Genomic DNA, 14,238 nt, shown 5'->3' with positions numbered 1-14,238 from the left:
AGGATAGGCGCTTGCCGCCCGGAGTTAGCGGAAGGCGGTGGCGCCGCAAGGGATGAAAAAGGGGATGGCAGCTTTTACGGTGACGACGATGCTGGCAGGGCTTCTGGCCGCATGCGGGGGAGACGGCGGGGACGCGGGAGGCGCGAAGACGGGAGAGGCGAGTGGAGAAGGCGGAGGAACGAGCAAACCCGCAGCGAAGACGACGCTGACGATGCTGGTCGGCGCCCAATCGAACTGGACGTATGCGAAAGACAAGCCGATCTGGAAGGCGATCGAAGAGAAGACGAACGTCGAGATTACCGGCACTGTGCCTCCGGGAGACAATTACAACGAAGCAGTCAATTTGACGATCGCGACGGGCAATATGCCGGACTTGATGTTTATGAGCAGTTTTGTAACCGCTAACAAATACGGGCAGCAGGGAGCTTTGGCGAACATCATGGAGCATCTCGACAGCATGCCGAATTTCAAAAGCTGGCTGGCGAAATATCCGGAGCTGAAGGAACGGTACACGTCCTCGGAAGGGAAAATGTTTATGTTCCCGAACGAAGGCTTCGGACAGGGAGAGCGGATCAGCTGGATGTACCGGGACGATATATTCAAAAAGCACAATCTGACGCTCCCGAACAGCTACGACGAGCTGTACGAGACGCTGAAAAAGCTAAAGCAGCTGTACCCGGACAGCTACCCGTTCGTGACACGCGGGGCGTTCGGCACGATATCCCGGATGGCTCCGCAGTTCAATACGTATAACGATACGTATTACGATTTCGATAAGAAAGAATGGCGGTACGGCCCGATTGAGGATAACTACAAGAAGCTCGTCGTTTTCCTGAACCGGCTGTACAAGGAAGGGCTGATGCCTCCCGACTGGCTGACGGTCAAAGGCAAGCAGTTTGACGATTTTATCGCCAACAACAAGTCGTTCGTCTTCCTGGATTATATGGTGATGGATTATTACAACGTTCCGCTGCGCAAAGACAATCCGCAGTTCTCGATGCTGTTCATGCCACCTCCTGCGGGCTTTGCCGGGGCTAACCGGCACAATATCAATATCAACACGGTCGATTCCGGCATGACGGTAGCCTCCACCTCGAAGAAGATTAAGGAAGCGATGAAGTATATGGACTTCTTCTACTCGGAGGCGGGACGCGAGCTGTCCAGCTGGGGGATCAAAGGCGTGACGTACGAGGAAGCAAACGGCAAGAAGAAGTACCTCGACGCGTTCAAGACGATGTCCGATCTGCGCGAGAAGCCGGGACTGCTCAACTACGGCACGTACACATGGATCGATTACAGCGCCTTGCTCACGCTGACGTCCAAAGAAACGACCGACGCTTACGCCGCCATCGGTAAGTACGATTCGAAGCTGCAGCCGAAGCCGCCATTCACCGAGAAGGAGAACGACGTGCTGACGACGATCGGCCAATCGGTACTGAAGCACCGGGAGGAGAACATCACGAAGTTTATTCTCGGGGACAAAGGGATGGACCAGTGGGACGCCTATGTTAGCGAATCGAAAAAGCTCGGTCTCGACCAGGTGATCAAGGTGTATAAGGATGCGTACGACCGGGTGTTGAAAGCGAAGTGAGCCGGGAGTAGGCACAAGCGCATAAAGGGCGAGTGAAGCACGGCCAAGCCCGTCCCTGTTGGGGCGGGTTATTGGTCTTGTGTTCCCGATTTGTGAGCCGCTATTGTCGGATCGGCCGCTATGGCAGCAGAGCCGCGTAGTGCAATTTCGGAGTGTAACCTGTGGGATGACAAGGCTTGACCTACGGGCAACTCTCCTTCTTTCAAGTGTACATTTTACTCGCAACCTCGATAAGAGATGTTTGAGACTCTTATATGTGCCGAAGCGGCGAATCTGGCGTGAATAGCGGATGTTTGCGACTCTTATTTCGCAGGCTTTTTCTCGAAGCGGGCGATTTTCGAGTAAATAAGGGCTAGTAAAGACCCTTATTCTACCGAGAGAAGATGAAAGGACAAAAATAAGATGTGCAAATAGCTGCTATTTACTCGATAAACGGGTGCCAGATGGTCGAGGTCTACTCCAAACTTGCCCAAACCTCAGGAGCGGCGGCAAGTGGAGACTCGTCCGCGGTTGAGGTACAATGGTACTAGAATCAAAGGAGGATGGCACCATGATCAGACAAGCTACAGTGGAAGACGCAGCGCAAGTGATGCCGCTGCTGCAAGGCGCGATCGGGACGATTGCGAATACACTTGCGGGTACGCCGGACGATGCCGAGGCGATGCAGATACTAACCGAGTTTTACAAACAGCCGGGCAACCGGATCAGCTATGAAAATGTGATTGTAGAGGAACGCGATGGCAAGGTGGCGGGCATACTTGTCGCCTACGACGGCACCCGGGCCGAAGAGCTGGACCAGCCGCTGATCGACCGGATCGTCCGCGAGTCGGGCAGGACCGGCTACACGATTACAAAGGAAGCGCAGCCGAATGAATATTATTTGGACTCGCTGTCCGTGGACGAGTCGTTTCAAGGGATGGGCATCGGGAAATCGCTCATCCGCATCTTCGAGGACAAAGCGGCGAAAGACGGATACCCGCGGGTATCCTTGATCGTCGAGCAGGATAACGAGCGGGCTTATGCGCTGTACCGGAAAATCGGCTACATCGAAGACGGCCGTCTTCAAGTAGGCGGCAAACCGTTCATTCGTATGATAAAACCGGTCTAGCCGTATAACCTGCAACCCGCCGCCGGGAGAGGGTTACCAGGGAGGAATGAGCTGCGTGAGAGGGAATAGCGGACAGTCCGGCAATGTGAAGGTCGTCCTGGATGTCGCCGATCCGGCGGAAGCCGGGCGGTTTTATGAGGAAGTGCTCGGATGGGAGAGAGCGGGGACGAACCGGGAAGAGGGCGGGGGCGAGCTGCTGCGGATGCCGGGCGGTGAGCTTGTGCTGTTGCAGCGGCCGGGCGGAGCGAAGGGCGATAGAGGCGAGACGCTCGGTGCGACGGCAGCGGCGAACACTGGCCCGGCCCCGAATCGGCCAGCCCCCGGCGACCGCGTGTACGTGCTGGTGCCGGACGGCGCCACAGGCGTGCTGGATGCGGTCAAACGCCGAGCGGAAGCTGCGGGAGCGCCCGTGAGGGACGAAACGGAGCCATTCTGCTGGCGGACGCTGACGGTGACGACGCCGGAAGGGTACCGGTTGGCGTTCTGGAAGGAGCTGGAGGCGTCGCCCGGCGATATTGCCGCTGCGTATGCGTCGGGGCCGGACCGTCTGGAAGCTGCTTTGGCAGGCCTGGACGAATCGGCGCTTGATCAGGCTATCGCTCCGGGCAAATGGAGCATCCGGCAGCAGGTTCTTCACGTGGTCGACCTGGAGCTGGCTTCCGTACATAAACTCAAATATATTGCGGGCAGCACGGAGCCGGACCGTGTCTATACGGGCAACCGGTTCACCCAGAACGAGTGGGCCCAAGCGATGCGATATGCCGACAGGCCGGTCGTCGTCGAGACAGCGCTGTTTCGTCTGCTGCGAGAGCATGTGATGCTGCTCCATCGTCACATTCCCGGGTTCATGGAACGGAGTGTGCGGGTCGGCGGGGGCAGACACGAGTCGGCGATCCGGCTGATGAAGTCGATGGCCGGTCATGCCAATACGCATATACGCCGCATCCTGGAAATACGAGAGCTGTTTGGCCGGTAGTTTATTCGAGTCCCCGTCTGCTGGCCAGACGGGGGCTATTTTGCGCTTTGTTACTCGAATTCATGAGCTAGCGATTCCATGTATTTCAGCAATTCCATAGATGATGCTTGGTAAGCATACCAAGTGTTCAGACTTACGCTTCATGCAAATAAGAATGACAGTTAAAAGTAAAGCGGCATTTGGATAATAGCATGTAAAAGAAAATACGAAAAGGATGATATGCTATTGTAAGCGCTGCCAGTTAGAGTATGAATTTGTCGGCTGCAGGTAACGATGAGTAACCCTGAATTACAAAATGAAAAAAGGGATTTCGAGCAAGGTAATCAGAGGAGGAGATCATGTTGCAAAGACAAAAACATTGGAAGGCGATTTCTTCGGCAACCGCAATTGCCATCTTGTTGGCCGGGTGCGGGGAGGCTAAGTGGGATGATACAGGTGCGTCCGTTTCGTCCGACATCACGAAAGAAAAGTTGGAATTGGTGTTCTTTTCGAATAGCCAGGATTCGGTGGAAAGCTTCGATGAACGATACGGAAATTCCATCCGTAAAAAATTTCCAAACTTCACGATTACGTATTTACAAAAAAACAAGTCGAACTCGTTTCAAAACTTGATTGCCGCCGGTCAGCCTATCGACATTTACTGGGATTCAGTCGGTTTCTTCGTGGGGGGGATCCAGGAATCGGGTTTGCAATATGACATGACGGAATTGATCAAAAAAAACAAAATCGATTTGAATCGTTTCGATGAAAACGATCTCAATGCGATGAAACAAATGTCCGGAGGCAAGCTTTACGGTTTGCCGGTCGTGACGAATACACTATCGTTTTTTTATAACAAAGACTTATTCGACAAATTCGGGGTTACTTATCCGAAGGACGGCATGATGTGGGATGAAGCTCTGGAATTGAACAAGAAGCTCACTCGATATGAGGGCCAAGTTCAGTATATGGGTCTTGCTGTCTCCTACGGTCACATTATTCGGTTAAATCCGTTCTCCTTGCCTATGGTCGACCCCGCTTCAAACAAGATCGCCGTGAACGATGAAAAGTGGAAAACAATCTATAACAACGTGTTTGTACGCCCTGCGGAAGCCCCTGGATACAGGGAAGAAGTAGTACTAAAGAACGCATATCCCCAAACCAACGAATTTGTAAAAACGAAAAATCTGGCCATGTACGGTTTCCTTACCTCGCTAGTATTTACACAGGATGTATCATCGCTGAACTGGGATATGATCTCGTTCCCGAGATTCAAGGAAGCGCCTGATCTGGGGCCGCAAAATTACCCGACCTATTTCTCTGTTACATCGACTAGCAAACATAAGGAGGCTGCGATGGAGGTCATCAAATTTTTGACTTCCGATGAAAATCAAATGGAGCTGTCGAAACTGGGCAACATGCCGGTGGTAAATAAAGAATCGATCCGGAATGCGTTCGGGCAGGCGACTCGGCATGCGGACAAAAACCTGAAGTCGGTTTATTACGGCAAGAGCTCGCCGATTATGCCCAAGACGATTTATGATGATGCCGTATTTTCCACTTACGGAAAATACTATCGCGATCTTGCGGCCGGGAAGACCGACATCAATACGGCGTTCCGCAATATGGAGGAGGAAGGCAATAAGAAGATCGAAGATCTGAAGACGAAGCTGCAGAAATAACTCATTCTTATATCGCTGCAGCCGGGTGTTTCTCCGGATGCTTTCATGTGCAAGGTGCTGATGTACTGATTTGATCCGCCGACGAGGCAGATTAATTCAGTACATCAGACAACTATTCAGCTGACTGGATCGCGCGTTAGGTTTGCAATAGGCGATGAGCGCTGAACGAAATGCTTCTCCATAAAGACGGACGTCCGCGGCATCCGTGTCTCATTGGACGGTCGCTATTATGAGATCCGGGTCAGCCATCCTTTGGGAAACGTTATTTACCAGTCCGCGAAACTGATTTGGAGTACAACCGAACTCTTGCTTGAACAGCCTGCTAAAGTGCGAGATATGCTTGTACCCGATCTCAAAACAGACTTCGGATACGGTTGTCTGTTCGTCCATAATCAACAAAACCTTCGCTTTATTCAGTCTAAACTTATTCAAGTATGAGAAAATGGTCGTGCCCGTTACTTCTTTAAAAATTCTACATAAATACGTTTTATTTAAGTACAGTTCACTCTCGATATGATCCATATTCAGGTCTTCCGTATAATTTTGTTCCAGATAGGTGAGTAATCGCTGAACATGAAACTCTTTTTCTGCCAGCCTCCTCATCTCTTGATCCGAAGCGCGGCATAACGGTTTAAGGAAATATAACAGATCGAGCAACGATAGGAGAAGACGATTGTACGAATTGTCATCCTGTTGTCTGGATAAATGATCCATTTTTTTAAGCAGTATTTCCACTTCTGCCCGAGCTTCGCTTTTCAAATGGATAATATGGTCTCCTGATTTGTCGAATGGATCGAACGTGCTCGCAAAAATAGACTGGTTCAGCTTTTCTCGCAAATAGGACGGATCGAAGTGAATTACAGTTCGACAATATTCTTCAGGACCTGTTTTGGAAGTATGGAGCGTCTTGCCATTCATTAGAATGAGGTCGCCGGGCTGCAGAATATGAATGTGATTGCCGATTATGTAGGTTCCCTTTCCCTGATGGAAGTAGAGAATTTCGTATTCATTATGAACGTGGAACTGCATCTGGTACGGTCTGCAATCATTGTAAGTCATGCGCAGTGGTAAATAGAGTTTTTTCTTCTTGTACACAAAGAAGAACCTCCTCTCGATTCGTACATAGTTGAATCCAGTATACACCAGGATCCAGAAGAGGGAATACGGTTGTTCCAAAAAAGGAAGGGGGTGCTCCATGCATATGAGGGGACAGGAAGGTCGGATCCAATGGAAGGAAGGGAACCTCACTCGAAGAGTATTGTTGAAATCGGCCGGAATCGCAGGAGCGTTCTCTTTATTTGGCGCTGTAGTAGGAGTTTCCGCCATGAAGAACGAATCTCCAACTGATAATGGCAATGGCAGCCGAAGCCATATTCACAACAATATCGTTGAACATTATGCGGTTGATCTGACGCCGGGTTCGGACGGGGATTTAAAATTCGTTGCATCCCATCACCAGGGATCCTATCCGTTTTATGGCTGGTACAAATTCGTCTCCAATGCCGGCAAGGGAAGCCATAATGGGGGGACTGTCATATCGCCCTCGGTACCGTTCAACAATGGTTTGGAAGATTATTTGCACGGTATTGGAGAAACGGATGCGGCCGGCGAGGGGTGCTGGATTTTACAGCATGACGGTATGGTGTTCCCTGCGTATTTTGGGGCTTACCATAATGGAATCCGGCCTAGCAAATCGACTTCTCCGGCCAATGGCAACGACGACACGATTGCCGTAAAAGCAACGTGCAGTTATTTGCAATCCGCAGCCTTCCAACCGAATCTGTATGTGACATTCAGCGGCGGATTTACATTCGCATTGCCTGCAAATACATTTACGGTAGTGTCAGGCGATAATCCGCTCGGAACGACGAGACCCCGGTCGACAGCATCGGGAGATCCCGGAACGTATGCCAGGCAAAACTGGTTCGTCGACGGGCAAATGTCTTCGTTTTTATGGAATATCCATTCGGCTGACGACCGATTTATCGAGTCTCATGAAACGTTCACTAGGCAGAAATATAGCCGTTTTACGGTCGTGCCATGCAATATGGGCGTGGACAAAGGTGTTTTTTACTCCAATATCGCGAATCCGGGTCGCAATGCAACAACGATCCATGAATTCGATTTCGTTCAAATCGAACCGGTCGGACTGGATTCTGAGCTGTTGAAAACAATCGGCTTAAAACGACTTTTCCAATACTTCGGAACGAATCTCGGGGACCGATTGTACACTAACGCTTGCGAATTTCGCCAATTTAAGGAAGGAGTGTATACGGAAAATCTGGAAGCTGTTTCGCAGAGATTCATCCAAACCTCGTTTGTCAATTACGTTGATCATGCGATATTTTTCCATATTCGCAAACACGGGAGCGGTTTTTCCGTATCCGGATGTGAATTATTGGCGAAAGGCGACAATCAAACGATACTAAAGACGGATCGGCTAGATGGAGAGGATAACGGGGTAGCAGGCGCAACATCTCAATTCGAGATTTTGCCATCACGCTTAGAAACGACATCAAACAAGAAAATAACCATCGTTGATGCTGATTTTGGCATCATCGATATTTACAATCTCATTCAAACGGCTGGCGGACTTCCCGATCCGGCATCCTACGCCTTCATTCAACGAGGAAACGCAATCATAAACGTCTATAACTGTCATATTCATGGAGGGATAAAAGTTGCTTACCGCGACAACACAAACCGAACGGTAAAACGTAAATACTCCGTCAAGTTGGACGGATGCATGTTTACTAGAGATTTATCGGATATGCTGGCATACGAAAGGGCCGATGGCATCACGGTTCCATACGGAAGCCATCGGGAGGAACAATTCGATCCCGTCCCGCCTGTTATCGTCAAGAACACGAATTCGACTTCCGTTTCATGGCAAGGACTTCCGAATAGCAATAAATTCGTATTCGACAGAAATTACTTCACCGATTTTGATTTATCCGCCTTAGGGCACAGCCAGATCAAAATCGGGAAATGGCGGAAATCATCCGGCATGAGCTATCTGAATAACGAAACGCATTGCATCATGCCCGTCATGACGCAAATATCCAGCATTATCGTGACGACAAAAAAATCATCCTATGGTTTTGTAAGATTTATACTCGGTGATACGTTTATCGATGTGGATACGAACACTGCAGATCAGGTGAATCGAGAGCTCTTAGTCGGTCAACATTTGACAACGAACGGTACGTCTATTGCCGGCAGGACTCTTCGAACGGAAGTATACGATACAGCAGGGAATGTAGTGTCCTCGCCATCACAAGCAGGGACAGCGATAATCGGATACCGAGAAGAAATGCTATGAAACAGGAATATAAAAGAAGTCAGAGCGGACACACGCGTACAACACCCAAAAACTCCGTCCCCGCCTTATAAAACGCGGGAGACGGAGTTTTTTTAAAACGAGAAGCCCGACAGCGGTCAGCGGCCGGCCGCCGCAGGAACGCCCTGCGAATGGCTGTACAGCTCCTCGTAGTAACCTTTGCGCTCCAGAAGCTGCTCGTGCGTGCCTTCCTCGACGATCGCTCCTTGCCGCATGACGATGATCCGGTCCGCCTGCATGATCGTGGACAGCCGGTGTGCGATGACAAGCGTCGTTCTGCCCTTGGATACGATATGAAGCGCCGCCTGGACCAATTGCTCGGTATGGGAATCGAGATTGGCGGTCGCCTCATCGAGGATGAGCAGGCTCGGCTTGAACACGACGATGCGCGCAAACGAGATCAGTTGCCGCTCGCCCGCAGACAAGCCGCTCCCCCGCTCGGACAGCATCGTGTCGTAGCCGTCCTTGAGGCGGGTGATGAGCGGGTCGGCTCCTACGAACCGGCATGCTTCCACAACCTCATCGCGGGTAATCCGTTCATCGAACAACCGTACGTTGTCCACGATCGATCCCGAATACAGAAACGGTTCCTGCTGCACAAGTCCGACGATCCGGTGAAGGGAAGCCTGCGGGATGTCGCGGATGTCCGTCCCGTCGATTTTAACGCTCCCCTGCTGCACGTCGTAAAACCTGCACAACAGACTCATCAGCGAGCTTTTGCCGGCGCCGGTTGCACCGACGATGCCGATCATCTCGCCGGGGCGGATATGCAGATTAAGGCCGGACAAGATCGGGACGCTTTCCACATAGCCGAAATGGATGTTGTCGTAGTCGATTCTCCCTTGAACCGACTCCGCTGCAAGCGGCTTCGGACGTTCCGGGTCCTGCACCGCCGGCTTGATCGAGAACAGCCGCCACAGCCGGTCCATCGAGACCGTCGTCGCCTGGAGCGTATTCCACTGCTGCGTAATCGAGTTGATCGGCTGGAAAAACTGCCGGATATACGTAATAAACGCGTACAGTACCCCGAATTCCATCGTCCGCTCGAAGACGGCCATACCGCCAATCCAGACGATGAAGGCAACGGACATGTTGCCGAGAATATCAAACGAACGGTTGAAGAAGACGTTTGTCTGAACTTCACGGACGTTGGCTTTAAAATACGTTTTGTTTTGCCCGTCAAACGATTGCTGCTGTTCCTTTTGCTGATGAAACGCCTGAATGAGATTCATGCCGGCGAGATTTTCCGCGGTGAAGGCGATCAGTCTCGACAGCTGAGTGCGCGCAATCTGGTAAATTTTGCGCATATACGAACGGAACCCGATGGCGATGCCCGCGATGATCGGCAGCAAAAGCATACTGTAGCCGGCCAGCACCGGGTCGAGATGGAACATGAGCGCAATGATGAACAGCAGCGTCATGCCGTCGCGCATCAGGCTTAAGAACACCTGCGTGAAAAACTGGTTCAGCGTCTCCGTATCGCTCGACACATGGGTGACGAGGCTTCCGTTCGGGAACCGGTCGAAAAACGACATCGACAGCTTCGATATATGCTCGAACAGTTCCTTGCGGATGCGGGCAACGATGTTTTGCCCGACATATTGCAGCATGTTGTTTTGCAAATACGTAAAGACGAGGCCCATAATGACGAAAAACAAGTAAATGCCGCAGATGACCAGCAACATGCCGAAGTCGTTTTTGCCGGCCATCAGGTTGTCGTCGATCGCGATTTTGACCAGATAAGGCTGGAGAAGGTCGGCCGCGATGGCCAGCAGCGTACAGAGGAAAATGAGCGCGAACCGCAGCCGGAACGGCTTGGCGTAGGCCAGCATGGCGCGGAAGGCGGCCTGCCGGTCTTCCTTGCTGGCGTTATAAGGGCTGGCGGTTTCTTCCGCCGGCTTGCTCGGGTCAGCCTTTTCCTTCGGCATAGCGCGTTCCCTCCTCCTGGATGGCATACAAAGAAGCGTACAGACCGTCCTGCTTCATCAATTGCTCGTGCGTTCCCCGCTGGACGATCGTTCCTTTGTCGAGGACGACGATTTCGTCGGCATGTTTGATTGCGCTGATCCGATGCGCGATGATAATCGTCGTCTTGCCGCGGCGCTGCGAGTGGAGGTTGTCGATAATATTCGTCTCCGTCACGGCATCGACCGCGCTGACGCTGTCGTCGAGGATCAGAATCGGCGCGCCCTTCAGGAAGCCGCGGGCGAGGCTCGTTCTCTGCCGCTGGCCGCCAGACAGCGTAATGCCCCGTTCGCCGAGCTTCGTCTCGAACCCGTCGGGGAAATCGGTGATATTGTCGTAGATTTGCGCCTGCTTCGCCGACCGCTCGACCGTCTCCATCCCGGAGCTCCGGTCGGAGAAGGCGATATTGTCGCGGATCGAAGTGCTGAACAGGAAGCCGTCCTGGGGGACGTACGCGATAAACGTGCGCAGGCTTTCCAGCGTAGCGCCGCGGACATCAAGCCCTCCGATCGAAATCGTCCCGTGCGGAGGCTCGTATACCCGGAGGAGCAGCTTGACGAGCGTCGTTTTGCCGCTTCCGGTCTTGCCGATGATCCCGAGCGTCTTGCCATGCGGTACGGTCAGATTGATGTTACGCAGCGCTTCCTGGCCGGCTCCCGGGTACGAGAACGACAAGCCGCGAATCCGAAGTTCCGGCGAGGCGGCGTCCAGCGCTTTCGCATCGGGGCTTTCCTGAATGTCCGGCTGCACGGCGAGCATGTTGTTCAGCCTCTCCAGCGAAGCGCGCGAACGCTGCATCGTGTTGATGACGTTGCCGATCTGCTGGAGCGGGTTCACGATCATCCGCAGGTACAGCGTCAGCGAGACGAAGCTGCCGATCGTAATCGAGCCTTGAATCGTCAAATACCCGCCGTAGGCGATCGCGATGATCAGCGACAAACCGCCTAGAAACGGAAGCAGCGCCTGGAACATTGACGACAGGCGGACGAGCCGGAGCTGATTGTCGACGATCGTGTCGACCGTACGCCCGAACCGGGCGCGCATGATCGGCTCGACGGCGAACTTTTTGGTCACGCGGATGCCGCCGAACTGCTCCTCGGCCGTTTCCGTCATTTTGGCCAGCGATTCCTGCACCTTGAGCGACCGGCCGCGAACCCGGGGGCCGAACAGGACGACGACCCATGGAATGAACAGCAGCGGGATCATGCAGACGAGGATGAGATATACCGGGATCGAGCTCAGCGTCATCATCACAAGGACGGAGACGATCAGGATGACGGCGTTCGTCGTCTGGTTGACGCCCATCGAGATTGATTCCCTGACGGAGGTGACGTCGTTCATGACGTAGCTGAGCAGCTTGCCGACTCCGTGCTTCGAATAGTAGTGCTCGCTCAACGTGGTGAATCTGGTGAACAGTTTGCCGCGCGCCACGAACTCGAATTTTCTCCCGAGCCGCATAATAATGTACTGCCCGAGTCCGGCGAGGAGACCGAATGCGATCCCGATGAACAGCAGCTTCAGACTGGCATCGACAATCGCTTCGCGGTTAATGCCTCCCGTTTGCAGCGTATCGGTGAATTGTCCGAGGACGCGCGGGTAAAAAGCTTGCACAACGTTCGCCACGGTGATGGACAAGATCGCGAAAGCGTATACATGCCAGTGTGATCGTAAATAGGAATAGAGCACGCGTGGAGATTGCAACCTGGACCACTTCCCGTATCGGATTTCGTTTCAAAAGTTCATTATACTGGCGTATGCATAAACTTTCATCTGCCTCTAAAGGCGCAAGACGCGATATTACGAGTTGTGCGGCTGTATTCAACCGGTATTCGACACCCAGCCAACAATTTCTATCGAATTCGGCCCTTACCTGCATCCTCGGATGAATTCATGAACAATCCGCTCCCAGGCGCGGGATTTTGAAGTGTTCGGAAGCCCAGAGCCGATGCGGCGTGGCGAAAGAAGCGACGTCCGGTCCCTTTAATAGAAGATATAGGGGAGAAGCCTTGCCGTAATCAAATAAACGGCAGGGCTTTTATTTTCGGTGGAATCGTAAGCTAGTTAAAGAGACGACCGTTTCCTTGGTGCAAAATGTTTGTTTTTGAGCATTGATCGATCATATGGTTTCGGGTAAGATTGAATGTGTGTGATTTTGTCGTTTTATAAACTAGCCCTGAAAGGAAGGGATCGCTTGTGCAAACACAGTCAAAGGTTAAATTGGGAGTAATTGGACTTGGCGGAAGAGGAAGAGGTTTGCTCAAAAACCTTTTGGTTATGGACGACGTGGAAATACCGGCTGTCTGCGACCCTTACGAGGACCGTCTGCAGAAGGCGCTGGACATCATAGCGGAAACGGGAAGGCCGAAGGCGGAAGGTTATTCGGACTACAAGCAGCTGCTTGCCCGTGATGACATACAAGGCGTTATTATCGCCACAACCTGGATTACGCATGCCGAGATCGCAATCGCTGCTATGAAAGCCGGCAAATACGCGGGGATCGAGGTAGGCGGAGCCGCTTCGCTCGAAGAGTGCTGGGAGCTGGTCCGGACTTCGGAGCAAACCGGCATGCCGTGCATGCTGCTGGAGAACTGCTGCTACGGCCGGGAAGAGCTGTCTGTCCTCAACATGGTCAAGCAAGGGCTGTTCGGCGAGCTGATTCATTGCCAGTGCGGCTACGAGCATGATCTGCGCGACGAGGTGGCGCTCGGCGAACAGAACCGCCATAACCGTTACCGCAACTATTTGCACCGCAACGGCGAGCTGTATCCGATCCACGGACTCGGTCCGGTATCCAAAGTATTGGATATTAACCGCGGTAACCGGCTCCTAACCTTGACCTCGATGTCTTCGAAAGCGCGCGGCATCCGCCAGTGGGCGACGGACAAGTTCGGGGAAACCGATCCGCTGGCCAAAACGGAGTTCGCCCAAGGCGACATCGTCACGACGATGATCAAATGCGCAGGCGGAGAGACGATCTCGGTCATTCACGATACGACGCTTCCGCGCCCTTATTCCCGGGCGGGCCGGGTACAAGGTACGAAAGGGCTGTGGACGGAGGACAACAACTCGATTCATATCGAGGGCAGAAGTCCGCACCACAAGTGGGAATCGTTCGACGGCTACCGCGAGGAATACGAGCATCCGATCTGGAAGCAGTTTCTTCGGGACGGGGTTAAAGGGGGCCACGGCGGCATGGATCATCTCGTACTGCGCGCCTTCGCCGAAAGCGTCAAAAACGGAACGGACACGCCGATCGACGTTTACGATACGGCGGTGTGGATGGCGATTACCGTGCTTTCCGAAGATTCGATTGCGCTCGGCAGCGCCCCGGTCAGCATCCCCGACTTTACGAAGGGCAAATGGATCAACCGAACGCCGGGTCCGGTGAGCAAATATATGCTGGATCAAGTAGACGAGTCGTTGTTTAGCGACTGATCGGACTTCGTTTCTTTCATAACGAAAGGCTGTACCCGAAGCCGCTGGGAGCGGCAGGGGTACAGCCTTTGCTTTTGGAAGCGGGGAGTTTCCGCGCTAATCGGCACATAGCCGGCGAAGGTCCGGTTAATCGGCAAAGCGATTATTTGGGCTTGTATTTCG

The 14,238-nt window shown here is 52.7% G+C and carries 9 protein-coding genes; 6 read left to right on the top strand and 3 right to left on the bottom strand.

What is annotated here, in order from left to right:
• The first annotated feature begins 64 nt into the window (after positions 1-64).
• From IDH45_RS26335 to IDH45_RS26320, 4 genes are all read left to right on the top strand, one after another.
• Entirely contained in the window at positions 65-1,591 is a 1,527-nt protein-coding gene (locus IDH45_RS26335) for an extracellular solute-binding protein (RefSeq protein ID WP_223836978.1), read from the top strand.
• A 550-nt stretch (positions 1,592-2,141) separates the two neighbouring features.
• Positions 2,142-2,699 carry a GNAT family N-acetyltransferase gene (locus IDH45_RS26330; RefSeq protein WP_190931130.1) on the top strand — a complete coding sequence of 186 codons (558 nt, stop codon included), beginning with the start codon at positions 2,142-2,144 and terminating at the stop codon, positions 2,697-2,699.
• Positions 2,700-2,754: 55 nt separating this feature from the next.
• On the top strand, positions 2,755-3,675 hold the full coding sequence (locus tag IDH45_RS26325) for a VOC family protein (protein WP_190931129.1): 921 nt from the start codon (positions 2,755-2,757) through the stop codon (positions 3,673-3,675).
• Between the two features lie 338 nt (positions 3,676-4,013).
• Positions 4,014-5,336, top strand: coding sequence for an ABC transporter substrate-binding protein (locus IDH45_RS26320; RefSeq protein WP_190931128.1), 1,323 nt, complete (start codon positions 4,014-4,016; stop codon positions 5,334-5,336).
• Between the two features lie 210 nt (positions 5,337-5,546).
• Here the strand turns inward: IDH45_RS26320 and IDH45_RS26315 are convergent, their stop codons facing one another.
• Positions 5,547-6,431 (bottom strand): helix-turn-helix domain-containing protein, encoded by an 885-nt coding sequence (locus IDH45_RS26315; protein ID WP_190931127.1) that lies wholly within the window; start codon positions 6,429-6,431, stop codon positions 5,547-5,549.
• Between the two features lie 229 nt (positions 6,432-6,660).
• Between IDH45_RS26315 and IDH45_RS26310 the strand changes: the two genes are divergently transcribed.
• Positions 6,661-8,658 carry a hypothetical protein gene (locus tag IDH45_RS26310; RefSeq protein WP_190931126.1) on the top strand — a complete coding sequence of 666 codons (1,998 nt, stop codon included), beginning with the start codon at positions 6,661-6,663 and terminating at the stop codon, positions 8,656-8,658.
• Positions 8,659-8,774: 116 nt separating this feature from the next.
• Here IDH45_RS26310 and IDH45_RS26305 read toward each other — a convergent pair whose 3' ends face one another.
• Entirely contained in the window at positions 8,775-10,604 is a 1,830-nt protein-coding gene (locus IDH45_RS26305; RefSeq protein ID WP_190931125.1) for an ABC transporter ATP-binding protein, read from the bottom strand.
• Positions 10,585-12,342, bottom strand: a complete 1,758-nt coding sequence (locus IDH45_RS26300; RefSeq protein WP_190931124.1) for an ABC transporter ATP-binding protein — start codon at positions 12,340-12,342, stop codon at positions 10,585-10,587. Before IDH45_RS26300 ends, IDH45_RS26305 begins: the two co-directional genes overlap by 20 nt.
• Before the next feature lie 492 nt (positions 12,343-12,834).
• Here IDH45_RS26300 and IDH45_RS26295 point away from each other — a divergent pair, with 492 nt between their 5' ends.
• Positions 12,835-14,076: a Gfo/Idh/MocA family protein gene (locus IDH45_RS26295; protein ID WP_190931123.1), complete on the top strand. Its 1,242-nt coding sequence runs from the start codon at positions 12,835-12,837 to the stop codon at positions 14,074-14,076.
• Positions 14,077-14,238 lie beyond the last annotated feature (162 nt).

The organism is Paenibacillus oceani, assembly GCF_014705615.1.
GTDB lineage: Bacteria > Bacillota > Bacilli > Paenibacillales > NBRC-103111 > Paenibacillus_AB > Paenibacillus_AB oceani.
This window is presented reverse-complemented; position numbering and strand designations above follow the sequence as displayed.

Excerpts from the sequence above, each read along its gene's own strand:
- IDH45_RS26335 (WP_223836978.1), top strand. The coding sequence starts at position 65 with ATGGCAGCTTTTACGGTGACGACGATGCTGGCAGGGCTTCTGGCCGCA.
- IDH45_RS26330 (WP_190931130.1), top strand. The coding sequence starts at position 2,142 with ATGATCAGACAAGCTACAGTGGAAGACGCAGCGCAAGTGATGCCGCTG.
- IDH45_RS26320 (WP_190931128.1), top strand. The coding sequence starts at position 4,014 with ATGTTGCAAAGACAAAAACATTGGAAGGCGATTTCTTCGGCAACCGCA.
- IDH45_RS26305 (WP_190931125.1), bottom strand. The coding sequence starts at position 10,604 with ATGCCGAAGGAAAAGGCTGACCCGAGCAAGCCGGCGGAAGAAACCGCC.
- IDH45_RS26310 (WP_190931126.1), top strand. The coding sequence starts at position 6,661 with ATGAAGAACGAATCTCCAACTGATAATGGCAATGGCAGCCGAAGCCAT.